General features: G+C 67.1%; 17 protein-coding genes. 10 read left to right on the plus strand and 7 right to left on the minus strand.

Annotated features, from left to right (window positions below):
- Positions 1–24: 24 nt before the first annotated feature.
- A complete protein-coding gene (gene sugE / locus P5703_RS02780) occupies positions 25–345 on the plus strand; it encodes a quaternary ammonium compound efflux SMR transporter SugE (protein ID WP_014597654.1) in 321 nt (106 codons plus the stop codon).
- A gap of 111 nt (positions 346–456) precedes the next feature.
- Here the strand turns inward: sugE and P5703_RS02785 are convergent, their stop codons facing one another.
- Together P5703_RS02785 and P5703_RS02790 are read right to left on the minus strand one after the other, a co-directional pair.
- Positions 457–1,380 (minus strand): MalM family protein, encoded by a 924-nt coding sequence (locus P5703_RS02785; protein WP_019407048.1) that lies wholly within the window; start codon positions 1,378–1,380, stop codon positions 457–459.
- 116 nt (positions 1,381–1,496) lie between these two features.
- Positions 1,497–2,789 (minus strand): maltoporin, encoded by a 1,293-nt coding sequence (locus tag P5703_RS02790; protein WP_014597653.1) that lies wholly within the window; start codon positions 2,787–2,789, stop codon positions 1,497–1,499.
- A 385-nt stretch (positions 2,790–3,174) separates the two neighbouring features.
- On the opposite strand from P5703_RS02790, the gene mta reads away from it, so the two are divergent.
- The gene (gene mta, locus P5703_RS02795) at positions 3,175–4,836 is read left to right on the plus strand and encodes a glucan 1,4-alpha-maltotetraohydrolase (RefSeq protein WP_061373048.1); all 1,662 of its coding nucleotides are present in this window, start codon (positions 3,175–3,177) and stop codon (positions 4,834–4,836) included.
- 174 nt (positions 4,837–5,010) lie between these two features.
- Here mta and P5703_RS02800 read toward each other — a convergent pair whose 3' ends face one another.
- Together P5703_RS02800 and P5703_RS02805 are read right to left on the minus strand one after the other, a co-directional pair.
- The gene (locus P5703_RS02800; protein WP_151320285.1) at positions 5,011–6,123 is read right to left on the minus strand and encodes a protein kinase family protein; all 1,113 of its coding nucleotides are present in this window, start codon (positions 6,121–6,123) and stop codon (positions 5,011–5,013) included.
- Complete coding sequence (locus tag P5703_RS02805; RefSeq protein WP_151320284.1) at positions 6,120–8,192, minus strand: alpha-amylase; 2,073 nt, start codon at positions 8,190–8,192, stop codon at positions 6,120–6,122. Before P5703_RS02805 ends, P5703_RS02800 begins: the two co-directional genes overlap by 4 nt.
- A gap of 250 nt (positions 8,193–8,442) precedes the next feature.
- Between P5703_RS02805 and malE the strand changes: the two genes are divergently transcribed.
- The 5 genes from malE (at position 8,443) to P5703_RS02830 (ending at position 15,569) form a co-directional block, all read left to right on the plus strand.
- Positions 8,443–9,630: a maltose/maltodextrin ABC transporter substrate-binding protein MalE gene (malE, locus tag P5703_RS02810; protein ID WP_045633478.1), complete on the plus strand. Its 1,188-nt coding sequence runs from the start codon at positions 8,443–8,445 to the stop codon at positions 9,628–9,630.
- 67 nt (positions 9,631–9,697) lie between these two features.
- Complete coding sequence (malF, locus tag P5703_RS02815; protein ID WP_279646643.1) at positions 9,698–11,263, plus strand: maltose ABC transporter permease MalF; 1,566 nt, start codon at positions 9,698–9,700, stop codon at positions 11,261–11,263.
- Positions 11,264–11,273: 10 nt separating this feature from the next.
- Positions 11,274–12,164 (plus strand): maltose ABC transporter permease MalG, encoded by an 891-nt coding sequence (malG, locus tag P5703_RS02820; RefSeq protein ID WP_003283570.1) that lies wholly within the window; start codon positions 11,274–11,276, stop codon positions 12,162–12,164.
- Positions 12,165–12,257: 93 nt separating this feature from the next.
- Entirely contained in the window at positions 12,258–15,005 is a 2,748-nt protein-coding gene (malT, locus tag P5703_RS02825; protein WP_285585474.1) for an HTH-type transcriptional regulator MalT, read from the plus strand.
- 135 nt (positions 15,006–15,140) lie between these two features.
- Complete coding sequence (locus tag P5703_RS02830) at positions 15,141–15,569, plus strand: hypothetical protein (protein WP_243363388.1); 429 nt, start codon at positions 15,141–15,143, stop codon at positions 15,567–15,569.
- A gap of 47 nt (positions 15,570–15,616) precedes the next feature.
- Here P5703_RS02830 and P5703_RS02835 read toward each other — a convergent pair whose 3' ends face one another.
- Positions 15,617–16,240: a glutathione S-transferase family protein gene (locus P5703_RS02835; RefSeq protein WP_126526030.1), complete on the minus strand. Its 624-nt coding sequence runs from the start codon at positions 16,238–16,240 to the stop codon at positions 15,617–15,619.
- Positions 16,241–16,405: 165 nt separating this feature from the next.
- Here P5703_RS02835 and P5703_RS02840 point away from each other — a divergent pair, with 165 nt between their 5' ends.
- The 3 genes from P5703_RS02840 (at position 16,406) to malK (ending at position 19,922) form a co-directional block, all read left to right on the plus strand.
- Positions 16,406–16,954, plus strand: coding sequence for a sugar O-acetyltransferase (locus tag P5703_RS02840; protein WP_011914504.1), 549 nt, complete (start codon positions 16,406–16,408; stop codon positions 16,952–16,954).
- Between the two features lie 147 nt (positions 16,955–17,101).
- The gene (locus tag P5703_RS02845; protein WP_017244392.1) at positions 17,102–18,730 is read left to right on the plus strand and encodes an alpha-glucosidase; all 1,629 of its coding nucleotides are present in this window, start codon (positions 17,102–17,104) and stop codon (positions 18,728–18,730) included.
- Between the two features lie 76 nt (positions 18,731–18,806).
- On the plus strand, positions 18,807–19,922 hold the full coding sequence (gene malK / locus P5703_RS02850; protein WP_013983939.1) for a maltose/maltodextrin ABC transporter ATP-binding protein MalK: 1,116 nt from the start codon (positions 18,807–18,809) through the stop codon (positions 19,920–19,922).
- Positions 19,923–19,997: 75 nt separating this feature from the next.
- On the opposite strand, the gene P5703_RS02855 is transcribed toward malK, so the two are convergent.
- Together P5703_RS02855 and P5703_RS02860 are read right to left on the minus strand one after the other, a co-directional pair.
- Complete coding sequence (locus P5703_RS02855) at positions 19,998–22,229, minus strand: hybrid sensor histidine kinase/response regulator (protein ID WP_125460316.1); 2,232 nt, start codon at positions 22,227–22,229, stop codon at positions 19,998–20,000.
- Positions 22,230–22,395: 166 nt separating this feature from the next.
- Positions 22,396–23,010, minus strand: a complete 615-nt coding sequence (locus tag P5703_RS02860; protein ID WP_014597642.1) for a LysE family translocator — start codon at positions 23,008–23,010, stop codon at positions 22,396–22,398.
- Positions 23,011–23,141: the final 131 nt, after the last annotated feature.

Below are 23,141 nucleotides of genomic sequence, written 5' to 3' on the forward strand. Positions count from 1 at the left end.
CCTGCCGTTGCTGGAGTCATCGTCATGCATTCGGCTTGGATCATGCTGATCATCGCCGGCCTGCTCGAAGTGGGCTGGGCCATTGGCCTCAAGGCTTCCGAAGGTTTCACCCGCCCGCTGCCGAGCGTGCTCACCCTGGTGGCCATGGCCGCCAGCTTCTTCCTCCTCGCCCGCGCCATGCAGGTTCTGCCGGTGGGTACCGCCTATGCGATATGGGTCGGCATCGGTGCGCTGGGCACCGTGGCCCTGGGCATCGTCATCTTCGGCGAAAGCGCCTCGGCCGCGCGGTTGCTGAGCGCGGTGCTGCTGCTGGCGGGGCTGGTGGGGCTGAAATTGACCGCCTGAGGCAGGGCCGGTCGTCCTGAGGGTTCCACTCTGCGGCGCTGAAGCCCAGCCCAAGGGAGCCGTCGCAGGGTGGATGGCACTTCACCCATCCACCCGTTGCTGCCGACCGTGTCAGCGAATCTCGATTCGCTGCAGCAGATGCTGCTTCGCCTGGGTGTCGCCGACGCGCGCGGCCTCGTCGGCCAGGCGCAGGGCGCGCTCCAGGTCCTTCTGCGCCAGCGCCGCATCGATCGCCTGGCGATAGTAGGCCGAGGTTTCCGGCAGCACCGTCGGTGCCGGCGCGGTGGGCAGTTCGTTGCCCATCTCCTGGCCGATGCTGTAGCCCGGTACGTAGCCCTTGGCGTTCGATCCGGCGGCACTGTCGGGGATCATCACCAGCTTGATCACGCCCACCGGGGAGTGCTGCGCCACCGGATCGGGGATGCTCGGCGGTTCGTTGCCCAGCGCCTTGGCGTAGGCCTTGGCCGGATGTTGCAGGACGGTCTGCCCGGCCATCTGCGCCTCGCTGGTGTAGAGGATCAGGTAGCGCTCGTTGCCTGGATGCTCGGGCTGCGAGCGATCGATGCGCAGGCGCGCGTCCAGGCTGTCGCCCTTGAGCCCGGTTGGCGGAACGTAGACGAAGTCGTCGGCATCCAGCAGGCGGGTCGGGCGCATGCGGCTGTCCAGCAGCATGGCATTGGGTGCCAGCACGCTGCTGCCGGCCTGGCTGTACAGGCGCAGCTCGAACGACGGGCCGCCGGCCGGCAGCTTGAAGGCGCGCAAGAAGCTCTTGCCGGTCTCGAAGGCATAGGCCGGTGCCTGGCTGTCGATCACGACGTTGCCGCTGAAGCCTGCCTCCAGGGGCTCGTACGGCAGCTGGTCGAGGCCGTTGCAGCAGGACGGCGCGGCCGCCAGCGCGGCACGGGCCTGTTCGACCGAGCCTTGCAGCGGGGCCGGGCTGGCGGCCAGGGCGTCGACCCGGCGCAGCGGCTCGCTGCTGCAGCCGGCGAGTGCCAGGGCGATCAGCCCGGCGGCGAAAAGAGAGAGAGGATGCATGGTGCTTCTCCGGATAAAAAATGCCCCGACCTGCCAGAGTCGGGGCAAAAGGCACCGTCTGGACGGTGGGAGCGGAAAGCCTGCCGTTGCGCGCAACGGCGTTCAGCCAGTGCGGGTTACCACCAGGCCTCGGCCTGGATCCCGAAGGTGATGCCGTCATCGTCACCGGCATCGATCGATTCGCTGGCGGCCTGATAGCGGCCGCCGTCCCACTGGGCGTAGGTGGCGAACACGCGGATCTGCGGGCGCGCCCAGAAGCTGTTGCCGGCCGACCACTGCTGGGCCAGGGTGAGCTTCTTCAGGTCGCGGGTGCGCTCGCCGTCGGCCTGCGGATCGACCCGGTCGTAGCCGAACTCCAGCGCGGTGCTCATCACGTCGCTCCACTTGTACACCGGGCGCACACCGAAGCTGGCCCAGGTTTGCCCGGAGTCGTTGTCGAAGTCGCGGTCCTCGTAGATCTGCACGTACATCATCTCGATGTTGTCGGTCAGGCCGACCACGCCCTGGTTGACCAGACGGAACATCTTGCCGTCGCTGTTGCCGGTGCTGTTGCGCCCGCTGCTACCGATGATGCCGTCGGTGCCGTACTGCAGGGCGAGCTTGTTGTAGCCGCCGAACCAGTTGCTCTGGGTGTGCTCGAGGGTGACCAGATGACCCTTCTGGTCCTGGTAGCCGGGGTCGCGTTCCTGCTCGTCGGTGAGGTTGGCCTTGCCGTAGTCGTAGCCGATCTCCAGCTTGCCGCCCGGGTTGACGTCGATCTCGGCGAGGCGGAAGTCGAGGGTGTCGTTGGCCAGGTTGGTGCCGGTGCCCGAGCCCTGGTAGACCCAGTCGCCGTCGGTGTTGCGAATCCACGCGACGCTGGCCTTGGCGAAGCCCAGGTCGATGTCTTCGATACCGGCGCCGGGGCCGGAGACGTCCCAGTAGTAGTAGTCATTGATGTGCACGTCGTGGCGCTTGTAGTAGCGCTTGCCGGCCCAGATCGCCGCGCCCGGCAGGCTCGGGATCAGGTTCTTGCCGACCACGTTGAACTGGCGGATGGAGGTGGTGCCGGCCTCGTCGAAGGGGTTGTTCTCGCCGCCGTTGGTGTCGGTGCCGGTGGCTTCCCAGTCGTTACCCTGGTCGGAGCGGTAGGCGATCATGCTGTCGACGTAGAAGCTGCGGTTGCCTTCGCTCCACACCTCCTGGCCGAGGCCGATCTCGGCGTAGGTTTCGCATTCGTTGCCCAGGCGATATTTCGCCGGTGCACCAGCAGCCTGGAAGCAGGCCTGGTCGCCGCCGCCGGCCGTGGCGCCGACGCCCGAACGCAGATAGCCGTGGAAATCGACCGCCAGGGCCGGGCCGCCGACCAGCAGGGCGGCAAGCAGGCAGGCGGGTTTGAGGACGAACAGGGGGGGCGCGGTGTGCTTCATGACGAGGTCCTTGTTTTTCTTGTTAATGCCGAATCGATCACGCCTTCGCTGCGTGTCGCAGGGCGCAGCTCGGTGGCGAAAGCCTCGGGGATGGCTCCGTTGGCGGCATCCTCCCGCCCAGAGATTTCGCTGGCGCAGCTCGAGGGCGTAATCAGGATGAGTGCGGCGTAATCCCCGGGGCGGGGCTACGCCCGGCAGGGCGCAGATGATTGCCAGGGGCCTTCGGCCTGGCCACTACGCCGCCTGCAACTGGGCGGGGGAGGTTGGTGGCGGGGGCGTGCAGGGGCAGCCTGCGGGTGCCGGTCGAAGACCCGGCCGGCGTTCATCCTCGTCCGGCGGCCTTGCCGTCGGATACCCGAACAAGCACAAGAACCGGAGTATTGCGATGAGCCACATCCTGCGTGCCGCCGTATTGGCGGCGGTCCTGCTGCCGTTTCCCGCACTGGCCGATCAGGCCGGCAAGAGCCCGGCCGGGGTGCGCTACCACGGCGGCGACGAAATCATCCTCCAGGGCTTCCACTGGAACGTCGTCCGCGAAGCGCCCAACGACTGGTACAACATCCTCCGCCAACAGGCCTCGACGATCGCGGCCGACGGCTTCTCGGCAATCTGGATGCCGGTGCCCTGGCGTGACTTCTCCAGCTGGAGCGAAGGCGGCAAGTCCGGCGGCGGCGAAGGCTACTTCTGGCACGACTTCAACAAGAACGGCCGCTACGGCAGCGATGCCCAGCTGCGTCAGGCGGCCGGTGCGCTCGGCGGTGCCGGGGTGAAGGTGCTCTACGACGTGGTGCCCAACCACATGAACCGCGGCTACCCGAACAAGGAAATCAACCTGCCGGCTGGCCAGGGCTTCTGGCGCAACGACTGCGCCGACCCGGGCAACTACCCCAACGACTGCGACGACGGCGATCGTTTCGTCGGCGGCGATGCCGACCTCAATACCGGTCATCCGCAGGTCTACGGCATGTTCCGCGACGAGTTCGCCAACCTGCGCAGCCAGTACGGCGCCGGCGGCTTCCGCTTCGATTTCGTCCGCGGCTTCGCCCCGGAGCGGGTCAACAGCTGGATGACCGACAGTGCCGACAACAGCTTCTGCGTCGGCGAGCTGTGGAAAGGCCCTTCTGAATATCCCAGCTGGGACTGGCGCAACACGGCGAGCTGGCAGCAGATCATCAAGGACTGGTCCGATCGGGCCAAGTGCCCGGTGTTCGACTTCGCCCTCAAGGAGCGCATGCAGAACGGCTCGATCGCCGACTGGAAGAACGGCCTTAACGGCAACCCCGATCCGCGCTGGCGCGAGGTGGCAGTGACCTTTGTCGACAACCACGACACCGGCTACTCGCCCGGGCAGAACGGTGGGCAGCATCACTGGCCGCTGCAGGACGGGCTGATCCGTCAGGCCTACGCGTACATTCTGACCAGCCCCGGCACGCCGGTGGTGTACTGGTCGCACATGTACGACTGGGGCTACCGCGACTTCATCCGCCAGCTGATCCAGGTGCGTCGCGCCGCTGGCGTGCGTGCCGATTCAGCGATCAGCTTCCACAGCGGCTACAGCGGCCTCGTCGCCACCGTCACCGGCAGTCAGCAGACCCTGGTGGTGGCGCTCAATTCCAACCTGAGCAATCCCGGCCAGGTCGCCAGCGGCAGCTTCAGCGAAGCAGTCAATACCAGTAATGGCCAGGTGCGGGTCTGGCGGACCGGCGCCGGCAGTGGTGGCGGTGACAATGGCGGCGGTGAGCCCGGTGCCCTGGTCAGCGTGAACTTCCGCTGCGACAACGGTGTGACGCAACCCGGCGACAGCGTCTACGCGGTGGGCAACGTCAGCCAGCTCGGCAACTGGAGTCCGGCCTCTGCGGTGCGGCTGACCGATACCAGCGGCTACCCGACCTGGAAAGGCCGCATCTCGCTGCCGGCCGGCCAGAACGTGGAATGGAAGTGCCTGATCCGCAACGAGGCCAATGCAACGCAGGTGCGGCAATGGCAGGGCGGGGCCAACAACAGCGTGAAGCCCACCGAGGGTGCCACCACGGCGGGGCGGTTCTAGCCGCAAGCGGTAGCGACGGCCCGCCTCGCCGATGTGAGGCGGGCTTTTTGTTGACCGGTCTCGGTCCAGATCTATGTGCGCAGCCGCGCCGCTCCAGGCTCGGTGGGCATCAACCCACCAACGCAGCTCTGCGGTCAGTCAGCTTCCGTCGGGTCCGCGGCGCGTCACTCACGGCTATCCGGCATTCTGCGTATCGCCCAGCTGCCAGCGAATCGCCTGGGCTTCGGCCTGGCGCAACTCATCGAGCAAGGCATCGCGGCCAGGGTTGCGCGCGTTGGCCAGTGCGCCGCTGGCGAGCAGGTCGGCATGCAGGGTAGTGGCTTTATCCCGGAGCCAGGCCAGGCGCTGCAGGGTCAGTGGCGTGCAGCTCTGCCCGCTGAGGTCGTCCTTCACGTCCAGCCAGTGCGAGCGCCAGGCCTCCTGCAGGTACAGCCCGCCCGGATCGCCGGCCAGTGCGTTGCGCCAGCCACGCATCAGGTCGCTCAGCCAGCCCGATACCGTCTCGCTTGCGCCGCGGGCGGTCAGCTCTCGATGCAGACGCTGGTAGGCATCCAGCGCGATGCGTTTCTCCAGCTCGAAATCGGCCAGTGCCCAGGCCTCGCTTTGCTGTTCCAGCCGCAACAGGCAGGCAAACAGCTGGCGCGTCTCGAAGCGTTCGGCCGGATGAAACCCCGGCGAGGCGAGGCCGTCGCTGTTGTACTGACGCAGCGGGTCGAAGGGGTAGAGGTAGCCGAAATCGAACAGGCGGATGCGGCCATCGTCCAGGGTGTTGCCTGGCGCCAGATCCCATTCGAACAGGCCGGCCAGTACCAGCGCGATCAGCAGGTCGAACAGCTCGACCAGCTGTCGCTCGTCCCAGCGCTCGATGCGCCGGCCTTCGACCCAGGGCGACAGCACGATGCCCTGCTGCAGCGAGGCGTACTGCGTCGGCACGACGCCGGCCAGGCGTTCGGCCTGCTCCGGTGTGCGCATCAGCCGGGCCAGGTCGCGGCGGCGCTGCAGCTCGTTGAGGAAACTCGCCTGGCCGTCCGGGTTCTGCACACGACAGGGCCGCCGGGCGACCTTCAGCGCCCAGTCGCGCCCGGCCAGCTGCACGCGGTAGACCCGAGCGGTCAGCCCGTCGTCGAGGCAGGCGCGTACCCAGGGCTCGTCGCCACGCACCGCCGCCAGTTGTTCCGGTGGCAGCGGGCAATCCTCCGGGCGGCCCAGGCGAAACTCGGTGCCGCTGGCGAGAAAGGCCAGCTGGGCCTGGCGCCGTGCCGCTGCGGTCAGGGATGCGGTACTCATCGGGCCTGCACCACGATGACCTTGTCCTCGCCCAGCTCGCGGGCGAAGGCATAGGGCTGGCCGGAAGAAAGCAGTTTGTGTTCACCCGCGCCGATGGCTGGATGGCGCGTACGGAACTGACCAATCCGCTGCCAGTGCTCGATCAATCCAGCGATCTCGGGTCGCTGGTGCTCGGCCCAGTTCATCGGACTGCGCGTGCCCTGATACGGGTCCGAACCGCTGGGGCCGAAGCTGCGGGCGCTTTCGTCGCCGTAGTAGATCTGCACCGCGCCGGGCGCCAGCAGCAGGGCGGCGGCGAGACCGCGCTGGTGCGCCAGGTCGCCCTTGGCCAGCTGGTTGAACAGCGCCGTGTCATGGGACGAGGCGTAGCTCAGCAGGTTGTGCCCGGGCGTCTCGGCCAGGCGCCTGGCGTAGTCGGCGTAACTGGTCTCGGCGGCGGCCAGGCAGTCGCTGGCGGCCAGCGCCTGATCCTGGAAGGCGAAGTTGATCAACGCATCGAAACCCTGGTCGAGATAGTCGCTGGCCTCTGGGCCGTGGCCGAACACTTCGCCGACCATCCAGAAAGGCTCGCCGGCCATGGGGTCGTCCGGGTTGGCGCGGGCCCAGTCGGCGCGGGCGCGCTCGGCCGCCACGCGCAGTTCGGCCCAGGTCGACGGCTCGACGTGCTTGACGGTGTCGGCACGAAAGCCGTCGACGCCGAACTCGCGGACCCAGCCGGTCAGCCATTCGATCAGGTAGTCGCGCACCCGGTAGCCTTCGCGTGGCTCGGCACGGGTTTGCGCCTTGTGCGCGAGAAACTCCGGCAGCGCGACGACCGCCTCGGACTCGGTACGGAAATCCGGCAGAAAGGCCAGCGAACCCTTGAGTGGATCGACGGTGCTGCTGGGCGGCGTGTCGTAGTCGGCGATGCCGGCACGGACCCAGTCACGGCCCCACCAGGCGGCCCAGCTCGGGTGCTCGTAATCCACCAGGTTGTGGTAGGCGTGCAGGTTCTCGTGGGCTTCCGGCTGCCAGGCGCTCCACTGCTCGGGCAGATACTCGGCCATGCCGTCGCGCAGGGCGCCGAAGCCGAGCTGCTGCATGTCCTGCAGGGTGGAATAGCCCGGATGGTTGAGCACCACGTCGAACAGCACGCGGATGCCGCGGGCATGGGCCTCGCTGATAAGGGCACGCAGGTCGTTCTCGCTGCCCATGTTGGCGTCGAGCTGGGTGAAGTCCAGCGCGTAGTAGCCGTGGTAACCGTAGTGGCGGAAGTCGCCGCGATCGCCGCCGCCGACCCAGCCGTGGATCTGCTCGTAGGGCGCGCTGATCCATAGCGCATCGACGCCCAGGCTGGCGATATGGTCGAGGCGCTTGGTCAGCCCCTTGAGGTCGCCACCGTGGAAGGTGCCGATCTCCTCGGCGCCATCCGGCTCGCGGCCATAGCTGCGGTCGTTGCCTGGATCACCGTTGGCGAAGCGGTCGGTGAGCACGAAGTAGACGATCGCGTTGCGCCAGTCGCGTGTGATCGGCTGCTCGGGCGATTCGGCGCGTTCGAGCAGCAGCAGACCGTCACTGCCGGCGGCGGGTTGCAGCCTGACCCGGCCGTCGCGGACCACCGCGGTGGCGCCGGACAAGGCGTCACGCAGGGTCTCGCCTTCGCCGAAGACCTCGCTGACCGCCAGCTCCACCTCGCGGCCATCCCAGGGCTTGCAGGTCGCGGCGGCTGCCACCGGAGCGGCGGGTTTGATCGGCAGCAGACGCAGGGCCGGCGCGGCGCCGGTCTCGACGATCAGCCGATAGCGACCGGCCTCGGGCACTTCGTAGCGGTAGGCGCTGTCTCTGCCAAGCGGCTGGCGGCGAAAGGGCGCGAGCGGCACGGCCTCGTCGCCGGCCTGAGGCATGCGCAACTGCAACTGGCCGGGCGCGAGACTGAGCTCGATGTCGTAACGGTCGCTGGCCAGCGCATTCCAGCTCAGCGCCAGCGGCTGGTCGTCCAGTCGGGCGGCCAGTTCGGGGTCAGCCAGGGCGGAGAGCGGCAGGGCGAAGCAGAGCAGCGGCAGCAGGGCAGGCAGGCGGTTAGCACGCATCGAGAAGCTCCATTGTGCTTTTTCGCCACATTTGACCGCGCGTTGCCAGCCAGGTATAGGCGTAAGCCTGAATCACCTGGCGTATTTCGCGCAGCTGAGCCGAACGATCTACGCCCCGCTTCTACGCCCTCGGTGCCCCCGAAGGGGAGGATGCAGATGGCGCGTCAGGTGCCGAGGATGGAACGACTGCCAGAGCCAAAGGCCGGCAGCGGGTGGAACAAAAAACAAGAAGCCACGAGGAACGCGAAGCATGAACACTAAATTCTGGTGTCTCGCCACCATTGGCCTGGCGGCCACCTTCAGCCTGCCGCTGCCGGCCCTGGCAGCGATCGAGGAAGGCAAGCTGGTCGTCTGGATCAACGGCGACAAGGGTTACAAGGGCCTGGCCGAGGTCGGTAAGCGGTTCACCGCCGAGACCGGCATCCCGGTCGAGGTGGCCCACCCGGACAGCGCCACCGACAAGTTCCAGCAGGCGGCGGCCACCGGCAACGGCCCGGACATCTTCATCTGGGCCCACGACCGTATCGGCGAGTGGGCCAAGAGCGGTCTGCTCACCCCCGTCACCCCCAGCGCCGAGACCAAGTCCGGTATCGCCGACTTCTCCTGGCAGGCGGTGACCTACGACAACAAGCTGTGGGGCTACCCGATCTCGGTGGAAACCATCGGCCTGATCTACAACAAGGCCCTGGTCGATACTCCGCCCAAGAGCTTCGACGACGTCCTGGCGCTGAACGAGAAGCTCGCCGCCCAGGGCAAGCGCGCCATCCTCTGGGACTACAACAACACCTACTTCACCTGGCCGCTGCTGTCGGCCAAGGGCGGCTATGTGTTCGAGCAGACCGACGGCGGCTACAACGTCAAATCCACCGGGGTCAACAACGCCGGCGCCAAGGCCGGTGCACAGGTGCTGCGCGACTTGATCGACAAGGGCGTGATGCCCAAGGGTGCCGATTACAGCGTGGCCGAGGCAGCCTTCAACAAGGGTGACTCGGCGATGATGATCAGCGGCCCATGGGCCTGGTCGAACATCGAGAAGAGCGGCATCGATTTCGGGGTCGCGCCGATCCCCGCCATCGATGGCGAGGCGGGCAAGCCATTCGTCGGCGTCGCCGCCGCGCTGCTCAACGCCGCCAGCCCGAACAAGGACCTGGCCGTGGAGTTTCTCGAGAACTACCTGCTCGAGGTCGACGGCCTGAAGACTGTGAACGCCGACGTGCCGCTGGGTGCGGTGGCCAACACCGCCTACATGGAAGAGCTGTCGAGCAATCCGCACATCAAGGCGACCTTCGAGAACGCGCAGATGGGCGAGCCGATGCCCAACGTGCCGGAGATGGGGGCATTCTGGTCATCCATGGCCGCCGCGCTGACCAACATCACCTCCGGGCGACAGGACGTCGACGCCGCCCTGGACGATGCCGCCAAGCGCATCACCCGTTGAACCCGTCGCCGGCCGCCGCCTCGGGCGCGCCGGCGGACTATGCTCCGTTCTCAAAGGTTCCGCTCCCGTGAATGCCCGTGCCGAGTTGCCCAGCCCAGCCATGACCCGTACGACCTCCCGGGGCCTGCCCCGCTCCCTGACCAACGGCCTGCGCTGGCTGGCGTGGCTGACCTTCAACGCCTTCGCGCTGTACCTGGTGGTCGCGCTCTACGTGCAGGGGCAGATGGCCTTCGCCCTGCTCGGGCTGGTGGTGACCGGGATCGCCAGCTACCTGTTCATCAACCGGCGGATGTACGCGCAGCGCTACATCTTCCCGTCGGTGGCCGGGATGCTGGTGTTCGTCATCTTCCCGCTGCTATACACGGTGGGCATCGGCTTCACCAACTACAGCGGCAGCAACCTGCTCAGCCAGACCCAGGTGGAGCGCTACCACCTGAGCCAGACCTACCTGGCCGGCGAGCGCTTCCGTTTCACCCTGCATCCAAGCCCTGATGGCGAGCGTCTGCGCATCGACAAGGGCGAACTGGGTGTGTTCGTCAGCCCGCCGCTGACCGGCGAGCCGGACCCGCAGGCGCCGCTGCCGCTGCAGCCGGCCGAGGGCGTCGAGGGGCTGGGCGAGGCGCTGCCGGTGCGCGACGTGATCCAGCGGCGCAAGGCGCTGGAGCAATGGGTACTACAGGCACCGGACGGCAGCCTGCTGCGCTTGTACGGCCTGCGTGAGGTCGCCGCGGTGGAACCGGTCTACCGGCAGGACGGCCCCGGTGTGCTGGTCGACACCCGCAGCGGTGCACGCCTGACCGCCGACATGGAGCGCGGCTTCTATGTGGACGAGACGGGCAAGGCGGTGCCGCCGGGCTTCACCGTGTTCGCCGGCTTCGCCAACTTCACCCGGGTGCTGAGCGAGCCGAGCATCCGTGAACCCTTCGTGCAGATCTTCGCCTGGACCTTCGCCTTCGCCGGGCTCACCGTGGTCTTCACCCTCGCCGTGGGGCTGGTGCTGGCCAGCCTGCTGCAATGGGAACTGGTGCGCGGCAAGGCCTTCTACCGGCTGATGCTGATCCTGCCGTATGCGGTCCCGGGGTTCATTTCCATCCTGGTGTTCCGCGGGCTGTTCAACCAGAACTTCGGCGAGATCAACCTGCTGCTCGAGGGGTTGTTCGGCATCCGTCCGGACTGGTTCAGCGACCCGACCCTGGCACGCACGATGATCCTCATCGTCAACACCTGGCTCGGCTACCCCTACATGCTGCTGCTGTGCATGGGCCTGCTGCAGGCCATCCCGCGGGATCAGTACGAGGCCTCGGCGATCGATGGCGCCAGTCCGCTGGACAACCTGCTGCGCATTACCTTGCCGCAGCTGATCAAGCCGCTGATGCCGCTGTTGATCGCCTGCTTCGCCTTCAACTTCAACAACTTCGTGCTGATCACCCTGCTGACCCGTGGCGGCCCCGACATCATCGGCGCGACCACACCGGCCGGCACCACGGACCTGCTGGTCAGCTACACCTACCGCATCGCCTTCCAGGATTCCGGGCAGGACTTCGCCTTGGCCGCGGCCATCGCCACGATGATCTTCATCCTCGTCGGTGCCATGGCGCTGCTGAATCTCAAACTCTCGAAAGTGAAGGTATAAGGAGACGGTCATGGCCATGGTGCAACCGAAATCCGCGCGTTACCGGCTCTGGGCGACCCACGCGGCGCTGCTGGCCTTCGTCGCGGCAATCCTCTTCCCGCTGCTGATGGTGGTGTCGATCTCCTTTCGCGAGGGCAACTTCGCCACCGGCAGCCTGTTCCCCGAGAACCCGACGCTGGAGCACTGGTCGCTGGCCCTCGGCATCCCCTACACCCACGAGGACGGCAGCGTGACGAACCCGCCGTTTCCGGTGCTGCTGTGGCTGTGGAACTCGGTGAAGATCGCCCTGGTCAGTTCGGCGCTGATCCTGCTCCTGTCGACCACCAGCGCCTACGCCTTCGCGCGCATGCGCTTCGGCGGCAAGGCGCCGATTCTCAAAGGCATGCTGATCTTCCAGATGTTCCCGCCGGTGCTCTCGCTGGTGGCGATCTATGCCCTGTTCGACCAGCTCGGCCAGCACGTCAGCTGGCTCGGGGTGAACAGCCACGGCGCGGTGATCGTCGCCTCGCTGGGCGGCATGGCGCTGCACATCTGGACCATCAAGGGCTACTTCGAGAGCATCGACGCCTCGCTGGAGGAGGCTGCCATCGTCGATGGGGCGACCACCTGGCAGGCGTTCTTCCATATCCTGCTGCCGATGAGCGTGCCGATCCTGGCGGTGGTGTTCATCCTCGCCTTCATCACCAGCGTCACCGAATACCCCATCGCCTCGGTGCTGCTGATGGACGTGGACAAGCTCACCCTCTCGGTCGGCGCGCAGCAGTACCTCTACCCGCAGAACTACCTGTGGGGCGACTTCGCCGCCGCCGCGGTACTCTCCGGTCTGCCCATCACCGCCGTGTTCCTCTACTGCCAGAAGTGGATCGTCGGTGGCCTGACCGCCGGCGGGGTGAAGGGCTGACCACCTGAGTTAAACGAGGCGCGGAACCGGGGAGCGGGAGCGGTGCGAACCGGTGCGCCAGGTCATGACAAGAACAAGAACAGGGAACCGTCCATGAATGCCGCGATGCCACCTTTACTGCCATTGATCCCCACCAAGCTGGCGATCCCCATGCTGCCGCCGGGCCTGCTCGAGCGGCCGCGCTTGGACGAGTGGCAGCAGCGCCTGCCGCAGGTGCGCCTGGCGGTGCTGCACGCCGCCAGCGGCTTCGGCAAGACCACCCTGGCGGCGCAGTGGGCGCGGGCCTTCGACGGCCGCATCGCCTGGTTCCAGCTGCATGCCAGCGACAACCTGGGGCTGCAGTTCGGTCGCTACCTGTCCCAGGCGCTGGACCGCCAGCTGGACGCCGGCTGTCCTCTGTCCGTGGCGCTGGCCGAGCAGGGCCGGGTATCGCTGGACGCGTTGTTCACCCAGTTGCTGGCCGAGCTGCCGGACGAGCACGAGGCCATCCTGATCGTGCTCGACGAGTTCGAGGTGCTGCACGACGCCGAGTTGATCGCCGGCCTGCGCTTCTTCCTGCGCCATATGCCGAGCTGGATGACCCTGCTGGTGTGCAGCCGGCGCCTGCCCGAACTGGGTGTCGCCGAGCTGCGGGTCAAGCATCAGCTGCTGCTGCTCGACGCGCGCCAGCTGGCTTTCGAGGATGACGAAGTGCAGGCGCTGCTGGAGCTGGGCGTGCCGGTCAGCATCAATCGCGAGCAGGTCGAGCGTCTCAACCGCCGCATCGGTGGCTGGCCCTGCGCGCTGCAGCTGGCCTTGCAGGAAGTGCAGACCAGCCGCGGCATGGACCTGTTCCTGGAAAACCTGCAGCTCGGCCACCCGGACATCCGCGACTACATGCGCGAACAGGTGATCGAGGGGCTGCCCGATGACCTGCGCGGTTTTCTCGAGGCGACCTGCCTGCTCGACCGCTTCGACGCCGCCCTGGCCGATCGTCTGACCGAGGCCTGTCACGGCCGCGAGATGCTCGAACGGCTCGAGCGTGGCGGCCTGTTCATCCAGCCGCTGGACAGCCTGCGCCGTTGGTACAGCTATCACCCGTTGTTCGCCGTGTTCCTGCAGGGCGAGCTGCGCACCCACCAGCCGCAGCGGGTCAACCAGCTGCACCTGCGTGCAGCCTCCGCGCTGCTGGCCGAGAACATGCCCGAGGAAGCTGCGCGCCATGCCGTACAGGCCGGCGACCCGCAGCAGGTCGACGAGATCCTGCAGCGCCACGGCCGGGCGTTCTATCGCCAGGGTCGTCTCGGGTTGCTGCAACAGTGCCTGGAAACCCTGCCGGAAGCGGTGATCGCCGGCTCGCCACTGCTCACCCTGCTGCAGGCGTGGGTGTCGCAGAACTCCTATCAATTCGATCATGTCGAGCGCTGGTTCAAGGCCGGCGAGCTGGCGCTGCAGCGCAGCTGCTCCGAGCAGGACTGGGCGCGCATCGTCTGCGAATTCAATGCCGTCCGCGCGCAGGTGGCGATGAACCAGGGCGACGAGCAGCGCGCCGTCGCCCTGGCGCAGGAGGCGCTGACCCGCGAGCCGCTGATCATGCGCACCTCGCGGGTGGCGGCGATGTCGGGCCTGGCCGAGGCGCATTTCGTCCAGGGCGAACTGCCGCAGGCGCAGAAGCAGTACGAGGAAGCCGAGCGCCGCGCGCGGGAGATCAATGCCTCGCACCTGGTGGTCTGGAGTCTCGGCCAGCTGTCGGAAATCGCCATCGCCCAGGGGCATCTGCAGAAGGCCTATACCCTGCAGGAGCGCGCCATCCAGTACATCGAGCAGCAGAACCTGCAGGCCACGCCCATCGTCGAGTTCATCTACCGGGTGCGCGGCCAGGTGCTGTTGGAGTGGCACCAGCTGGACGCTGCCGAGCAGTGCGCGCTGCAGGGTATCCAGATCCTCGACGAACTGGACGACCCACGCTGGCGCCTGCAGAGCTACGCGCTGCTGGCCGGCGTCGCCTACGCCCGCGGCCAGCAGCACGCCTGTGCCGACTACATCGCGCAGTTGCAGACGATGCTCGCCGACGACCGTTACCACATCGACTGGCTGGCCAATGCCCACGCGATCATGCTCGCCTACTGGGACTCCAGCCAGGATCGCGAGGCGATCCGCCAGTGGCTGCTCAGTGCCCCGCCGGTGTGCGGCGGCGCCAACCATTTCGCCCAGCTCAATGCACGCAATCACGCCCGTGCCCACCTGGCGCTGGGGCAGCTGGAGCGCGCCCTACCGATCCTGCGCCAGCTGCTGACCGATGCCGAGCGCCACGGCCTGATCATGGACCGCAACCGCAACCATATCCTCCTGGCGCAGCTGCACTGGTTGCGCGAGGAGCGCCAGCAGGCACTGGACCACCTGCAGCGGGCCATGACCCTGGCCAGCGGCAGTGGCGCGATCGGCAGCTTCCTGCGCGTCGGCAAGCCGATCATCGGCATGCTCAAGTGCCTGCTGCACGAGCGCACCCTCGATGAAGCCGAGGCCCAGCGCGCCGCGCGCTTGATCCAGCTGGCGCAGCAGCAGCGCGATTTCAGCCGCGCCATTCGCATCACGCTGGACGAGGCGGTGATCCAGGACATCATCAACCGCCCCGACGTGCCCGAGCTGATCCGCCGTTCGCCGCTGACCCGGCGCGAATGGCAGGTGCTGAGCCTGATCCACGCCGGGCAGTCCAACGAGCAGATCGCCGATCACCTCAACGTCGCGCCGACCACCATCAAGACGCACATCCGCAGCCTCTACCAGAAGCTCAACATCACCCACCGCAGCGAAGCGGTGCAGCTGGCGCGCGACCTGCTGAGCAAGATTCAGGGCGAGTAGGGCGCTCGCCGCCACCCGGGCGACCGGCTATGCTCGCTGCCCGTACAGCACAACAGGGACGTGGCGGATGATGAAGGCAGCTCAGCGAACCGGCCGGCGTGCGCCCGGCGCCGCATTGCACGACGGAGGTCGCCCATGAGCCTGACCCGCGTCCTGTTTATCGCCGCCGTCCTGGGGCTCGGCTACAAGCTGTGGAGCGGGCATCCGCAGGAGGCGCTGCTCCAGGCAGGCACGGCAAGCAGCCCCTCGGGGTTCGTCCCGGTGGCGATGCCCGGTGGCGCGCGCTCGGGCGTGGTGATGGTCTTCGCACCGGTCAACTGCCCCTCCGACGCCGCACGGCGGGCCGACGAGCTGGCGGCCGGGCTGACCCGCATGGGCATCGCCGTGCAGCGTTCCAGTCACTTCAGTACCGAGACGACCAACCCCAGCGCCGAACAGCAGGCGCAGCTGCAGCGTACCGTCGCGGTGCTCAACGGTGGCATCCCGGCGGTGTTCTTCAACGGGATGGGCAAGGCCAACCCGACCCTGGACGAGGTGGTGGCGCAGGTTCGCGCGCCGCGCTGAGTACGTCGGGGCTGCGCACTGTTAGCGCGCGGCCTGCGGTGCGCCGCTCAGCCCTTCCACTGCGTCTGGGCGAAGGCGGGCAGGGCGTTGGCGCGCCGAGACGCTGAGGCCAAGTGGGGAAATGCGCCGTCCGGCGCCAGCGTGTCGGGCAGGGTGAGGTGGGCGAAGTCATAGGCGACCACCGCGCTGATATCCACCTGGCTCATGCGTTCGCCCAGCAAGGGCCGCTCGCCGCGCTCGGCCTGGCGTGTGTCCAGCAAGGCCAGCGCGCCACGCGCCTGGTCTTCGCAATGGCGGTACCAATCGTCCCACACCAGTCCTTCCGGCCGACGATCGCGTTCGTAGTACGCCGCCACGGTTTTCTCGCAGGCACCGACGGCGAAGGCCAGCAGGTTCATCGCCTCGCTGCGCTCGGCGCCGGACAGCGGCAGCAGCGCTCGCTCGGCGCCCGCCTGCTGATCGAAATGGTCGAGGATGGCGTTGCTGTCGATCAGCACCCGGCCATCGTCCAGCACCAAGGCGGGCACTCGACCCAGCGGCGAGTATTCGCGGATCTTCAGGCTATCCGTCAGAACGCTGAGGGGCTCGTTGGAGAACGGTATATCCAGCAGATGCAGGCTGACGCCGACGCGGCGGACGAATGGCGACATGTAGCGACCGATCAGTTTCACGGGCAGTGCTCCGGACGGGGGAGAGGTGCAACAACCCTAGTCGAGCCCGGCGGTTAATGCGAAGGCGCGACCGTCGATCGTCTCATCCGCTCGCGACCGTCAGGGAGGAGGAAGGCGCGGCGGGCGCTGTGGCACCCTCGGGCTTTCAGCGAAGGAGGCGTTGCCATGGCAATGAGTGAGAAACAGAAGATGCTGGCGGGCGAGCTGTACCACCCAGGCGACCCGGAAATCCTCGCCGACCAGGCGGCGGCCAAGGCCTGGATGGTGCGCTACAACGCAGCGCTGGCAGCCTCGCCGGACGAGCGCCGGGCGCTGCTGGCCGAGCGGCTGGCCTCGGTCGGTGCCGGCGCGGTGATCCGTCCGCCGTTCCACTGCGACTACGGCTACAACATCCACCTGGGCGAAGGCGCCTTTCTCAATTTCAACTGTGTGATTCTCGATGTGGTCGAGGTGCACATCGGCGCCGGTGCGCAGATCGGGCCGGCGGTGCAGCTCTACACCGCCGACCATCCGCGTGACCCCGAGGCGCGTCGTTCGGGCGTGGAGTTCGGTCGGCCGATCCATATCGGTCGCAATGTCTGGGTCGGTGGCGGGGCGATCATCCTCCCGGGTGTGACGGTGGGCGACGATGCGGTGATCGGTGCCGGCAGCGTGGTCACCCGCGACGTGCCGGCCGGCGCCACCGTGGTCGGCAACCCGGCGCGGGTGCGCTGACCGGCTCGCTGGGCCGCTCTACGCCCTCGCTCGGCAGGCCAGCTACGCCCGCCTGTTACGCCTGCGCCCGCCTGCCGCCGGAGGATGTTGCGACCGCTTGCCGCACCTAGAGTGGCCCCGTCTTCACGCTCACTCAAGGTACGTGGTATGTCCGAGCAACTTCAGAACTGGTGGCGCGGCGGGGTGATCTATCAGGTCTACCCGCGCAGCTTCTTCGACAGCAACGGCGATGGCGTGGGCGACCTGCCCGGCGTGCTGCACAAGCTGGACTACATCGCCAGCCTCAACGTCGACGCCATCTGGCTGTCGCCCTTCTTCACCTCGCCGATGAAGGATTTCGGCTACGACGTGGCCGACTACCGCGGCGTCGACCCGCTGTTCGGCACGCTGGATGATTTCGTCCGCCTGGTCGAGGCCTGCCACGAGCGCGGCATGCGCGTGCTGATCGACCAGGTGCTCAACCATTCCTCGGATCAGCACCCCTGGTTCGTGGAGAGCCGCTCCAGCCGCGACAACGACAAGGCCGACTGGTACGTCTGGGCCGACCCCAAGCCGGACGGCACCGTGCCGAACAACTGGCTCTCGGTTTTCGGCGGCCCCGCGTGGAGCTGGGACAGCCGGCGCCGGCAGTACTACCTGCACAATTTCCTGTCCAGCCAGCCGGACCTGAATTTCCACTGCCCGGCCGTGCAGGATCAGTTGCTCGATGACATGGAGTTCTGGCTCAAGCTCGGTGTGGACGGCTTCCGCCTGGACGCCGCCAACTTCTACTTCCACGACCTCGAGTTGCGCGACAACCCGCCGAACCTGGAGATCCGCGAGGGCAGTATCGGCGTGCGCGTGGACAACCCCTACGCTTACCAGCGGCACATCTACGACAAGACCCGTCCGGAAAATCTGGCCTTCCTGCGCCGCCTGCGCGCCCTGCTGCAGCGTTACCCCGGCGCTTCGTCGGTGGCCGAGATCGGCTGCGACGAATCCCTGCGCACCATGGCCGCCTACACCAGTGGCGGCGACACCCTGCACATGGCCTATTCCTTCGACCTGCTGACCGAACAGTGCAGCCCGGCCTATATCCGCCGCACGGTGGAGGGCATCGAGCGCGAGCTGGCCGATGGCTGGTCGTGCTGGTCCATGGGCAACCACGATGTGGTGCGGGTGATGACCCGCTGGGCGCTCGACGGCCGGCCCGATCCGGAGCGCGGCCGCGTGCTGATGGCGTTGCTGCTGTCCCTGCGCGGCAGCGTCTGCCTCTATCAGGGCGAGGAGCTGGGTCTGCCGGAGGCGGAACTGCGCTATGAAGATCTGGTCGATCCGTACGGCATCACCTTCTGGCCGGAATTCAAGGGCCGCGACGGTTGCCGCACGCCGATGCCCTGGGAGAGCGAGGCGCATCACGCCGGCTTCACTGGCAGCCAGCCGTGGCTGCCGGTGGACGACTCGCACCGCTCGCTGTCGGTGGCCGCGCAGGATGCCGACCCGCATTCGATGCTCAACTGCTACCGGCGCTTCCTCGGCTGGCGGCGCGAGCAGCGGCTGCTGATCGAGGGCGACATCCGCATGGTCTACCATGACGACGCCCTGCTGGTATTCGAGCGCCGGCTGGGCGAGGAAGCCTGGTTGTGCCTGTTCAACCTCGGCGACCTGCCACGCAGCTACGAGCTGCCGGCACAGGCGGTGCCGCTGGTGGACGTGCCGGCGAGTTTCGCCGAGTACGATGACCACTGGGCGCGGTTGCCGGCGCACGGCTTCGGCTACGCGCGGCTGGCGCGGTAGGGAGCCGGCAGCGGCGGGGCGGCCCGCCGCTGCGAACGAACGAAGTGCATGGCGACATCTACGGAGAACAACAACGATGGCCAGTGTCACGCTGCGCGACATCTGCAAGAGTTACGACGGTACGCCCATTACCCGGCATATCGACCTGGATATCGAAGACGGTGAGTTCGTCGTCTTCGTCGGCCCCTCCGGCTGCGGCAAGTCCACCCTGCTGCGGCTGATCGCGGGGCTCGAGGACATCACCTCCGGTGACCTGTTCATCGACAACCAGCGCGTCAACGACCTGCCCCCCAAGGACCGTTCGGTGGGCATGGTGTTCCAGTCCTACGCCCTCTATCCGCACATGACAGTGGCCGAGAACATGGCCTTCGGCCTCAAGCTTGCCAGTGTCGAGAAACGCGAGATCGCGCGTCGCGTCGAGGCGGCCGCGGCGATCCTGCAGTTGGACAAGCTGCTCGAGCGCAAGCCCAAGGACCTCTCCGGCGGTCAGCGCCAGCGTGTCGCCATCGGCCGCACCATGGTCCGCGAGCCGAAGGTTTTCCTGTTCGACGAACCGTTGTCGAACCTCGATGCCTTCCTCCGCGTGCAGATGCGCATCGAGATCGCCCGCCTGCACCAGCGCATCCGCTCCACCATGATCTACGTGACCCACGATCAGGTCGAAGCCATGACCCTGGCCGACAAGATCGTCGTGCTCAACGCCGGCGAGATTGCCCAGGTCGGTCAGCCGCTGCACCTTTATCACTACCCGCAGAACCGCTTCGTCGCCGGCTTCCTCGGCTCGCCGCAGATGAACTTCGTCGACGTGAGGGCCATTTCCGCCAGCCCCGAGGCTGTCACCATCGAACTGCCCAGCGGCTTCCCGCTGACCCTGCCGGTGGACGGCAGCGCGGTGAGCCCCGGCGACCCGCTCACTCTGGGCATTCGCCCGGAGCACTTCGTCATGCCGGATCAGGCCGATTTCACGTTCCATGGCCAGATCACCGTGGCCGAGCGCCTGGGCCAGTACAACCTGCTGCACCTCACCCTTGAACGTCTGCAGGATGTGATCACCCTCTGCGTCGACGGCAACCTGCGCGTCACCGAGGGCGAGACCTTCGCCGCCGGCCTCAAGGCCGACAAGTGCCACCTGTTCCGCGAGAACGGCGAGGCGTGCACCCGGCACTATCGGGAGCCGGCCATCTACGGGTAAGGGGCTGCGGCAGGGCGGAGCGACGGAAGGAGGGGAGCGAACCGACCCTCGCACGCGTGGCGCCTGCCCGGGCGCTCACGGGGCGGCGGGAGGCGCGGGCGTATTCGAGTCGAGGATTTCCGACAGGGTCTCGGCCAGGGCCTGATGGCTGAACGGTTTCGCCAGCACCCTGACCGCCGGCTCGGTGGCAATCCGCGTGGTGTACCCGGATGCGAGGATGATCGGGATCGTTGGATAGAGCCGCTGCACTTCTTCGGCGAGGCCGACACCATCCAGCCGCCCAGGCATGACTACATCCGACAGGAGGATGTCGATGGCCGGCTGACGCCGGTCGGCCAGCCTCGCCAGCGCGTCATCCGCCGAAGGTGCTTCGTCGACCTGATAACCCAGCTCATCGAGCATCGCGACCATCGCTTCGCGCACTTCGGCGTCATCATCGACCACCAGCACCCGTGCCGGGCGGCCGGCCCGCACGGACGCATCCTGATCCTCCGGTATGGCGCAGACAGCCTGTTCCATGCGCGGCAGCAGCAAGGACACGCGGGTTCCCTTGCCGAGCTCGCTCTGGATCGATACCGTCCCGCCGGATTGGCGGGCGAAACCATAGACCTGGGCCAGGCCCAGGCCAGTCCCTTCGCCGACCGGCTTGGTGGTGAAGAACGGCTCGAACACGTGAGCCTGGACTTCCGGGCTCATGCCGCAGCCGGAATCCTCCACATCCACGCACAGGTAGGGACCAGCTGCCAGACCGAACGGATTGTCCTGCACCAGAGTGAGCTGATGCAGGGCGATGACCAGCGGGCCGCCTTCCGGCATCGCATCACGGGCGTTGATCGCAAGGTTGAGGACGGCCAGCTCGCACTGCACCGGATCGAGGACCGTCGGCCAGGCCCCTTCTGGCAGCTCCAGCGTCAGCGTCACGCGGTTGGGAAGGGCGCCGGTCAGCAGCTCGTGCATGCCGATGATCAACACGCGCAGGTCGACCTGTTCGGCGTCGGCAGTGCGGCTTCTGCTGAAGGTCATCAGATGCCGTGTGAGGCGAGTGGCCCGCCGGGCGGACCGCTGGCAGCCCTCGATGGCACGCCTGGCGCGCGGATGCGAGGTCAGCATTTCGGCCAGCTGCAGGCCCATGGTCATGCTTTGCAGCAGGTTGTTGAACTCGTGGGAAATCCCCGCCGTCAGGTTGCCCAGCGCTTCGAGCTTCTGCCCCTGGAGCAGGGCCTGATGGGAGCGCTCGGCCTGGGCGACCGCCTCCTTGACCCTGTGAGCCATCTCCCGGCTGGAGCGATGGATCGTCACGCTGGCCTGGGCCATCACCTGCGCGGTACGGTCGGTTTCATCCATTCCCGTGCTGGGCGGGTCGAATACCTCGCCTCGCGCCAGCGCGCTGGCCGCATCATCGAGCTGCGCAAGCGGTCGGGTGATGGTTCGACCGACTGCGATCGCCAGCACGACCGCCAACGCCAGCACGACCAGAATACCCAGCACCACGGTCCCCAGCGGCGCAAGCACGCTGGCCAGCAGGTCGTTGCGGGGGATGGCGATCAGCGCCGTCCAGCCGGAGGCCGGTGCATGGCTGAAGAACGTCGTTACCGGCACGTCGTCCCGAGTGATGGACTGCACCTTGCCGTCGACGCCTGCAGCGGCCTGCAGTTGGCTGACGAAATCGGGGCTGGCGCGCTTGCCGATGTGCTTGTCCGGATCGCGGGTGCGCGCGACGACGGTTTGGTTCTGATCCAGGATCACCCCGAGCCACTTCTGCGGCAGCGCCTGTTGCTCCAGCAGCGCACCGATGCCTGCAACCGGAAAGTCCATGGTCAGGTAGTAAACGACCTCGCCGCCGCGGATCACCGGGTGGCGGATGGCGATGCTCTGCGCCCCCGTCACCGGATCGCGGAACGCCGGGCTGACGTCGGCCTGGGTGGTGGTTATGAAGGTTCGAAAGTCCGGCAGGCTTGGCAGGGGTGCGCCAAACGGATGATCCGTGTCAGCCAAGGGGGTGCCTTGCGGATCGTAGATCACCACGCTGGCGCCCACCGCATGTTCGGTCTGCTGAAGGCGCTCGTGGAAGGTCCGCACGTCACCTTTGACGATCGTTGGGGACGCCGCGAGCGTCGAGACGATGGTGGCATACCGACTCAGCTCGCGATCGACGGCCAGCGCGACGGCTCGCGAAACTTCCTTCATGCCCTGATCGACTTGCGCCGATTGCGCACGATAGACCGCATAGGTGCCATACAGCGCAAACGCGAATGCCGGGGCTATAACGGCAATGACCAGCCAAACCAGACGGGAGCGAATCGACACGGCGCAAGGGTTCCTGATGGAAGCGCAACGCTTGGAGCGCTGGGCGTGCCGCAGCATAACTCAGGTCACGCAGAAGAAGCGCGGGCCGGCCTCATCGCCGACGATCGAGGCGCTGGCCCAGGGTTTCGGACTGCTGTACTCGGTCGGCTTCAGCCGCCCCGGGCGTTCATCGGTCGGCCAGCGCGAGGTTTGCACCGAGTCCGGCAAAGGACGCCGCAAACCCGCGACGGAGCCAGGCCTGAACCTGCTGCGACTCGACGACCGCCTTGCGAAAAGCATGGGCCAGCAACCCGTAGATGGCAAAGATGACAAAGGTCATCAGCATGAAGGTCGCGCTGAGCCCGAGCAGTTGCGCAAGCTCGTCACCGGCGCCGGGCCGGACGAACTGCGGCAGGAAGGCCAGGAAGAAGATGGTCAGCTTCGGGTTCAGCAGATTGACCAGCAGCGCCTTGGCAACCAGCGATCGAATGTCGAGTGTCGCACCATCGCCGCCCACCGCCAGCGCGGAACGATCGCGCCAGGTTGCGTAGGCGAGATAGAGCAGGTACGCGGCACCGACATAGCGCAGCGTCTCGAAAACCAGCGCACTGGAATGCAGGATGGCAGCGACGCCAAGAATGGTCGCCAACAGATGCGGCAGGATCCCGAGCGTACAGGCCAGCGCGGCCAGGATGCCGGCGCGACGCCCATGCACCAGCGCCGTCGATACCGTGTAGATCACTCCCGCGCCAGGTATCAGCACGACGACCAGGCAGGTAATCAGATATTCGAGGCTGGGCATGGGGACTCCTTGCTATGGGACGGCTGGAGTGAACCAGCATAGAGCATCCATCGAGACTATCCGGGCCGGGCGCCGATCGAACTGCGCATGGGCGGGTTGAAATAGCACGCCCCGAGAGGCTGGCTGCGGTC

This window comes from Stutzerimonas sp. FeSN7 (assembly GCF_030263795.1).
GTDB classification, from domain to species: Bacteria; Pseudomonadota; Gammaproteobacteria; order Pseudomonadales; family Pseudomonadaceae; genus Stutzerimonas; species Stutzerimonas stutzeri.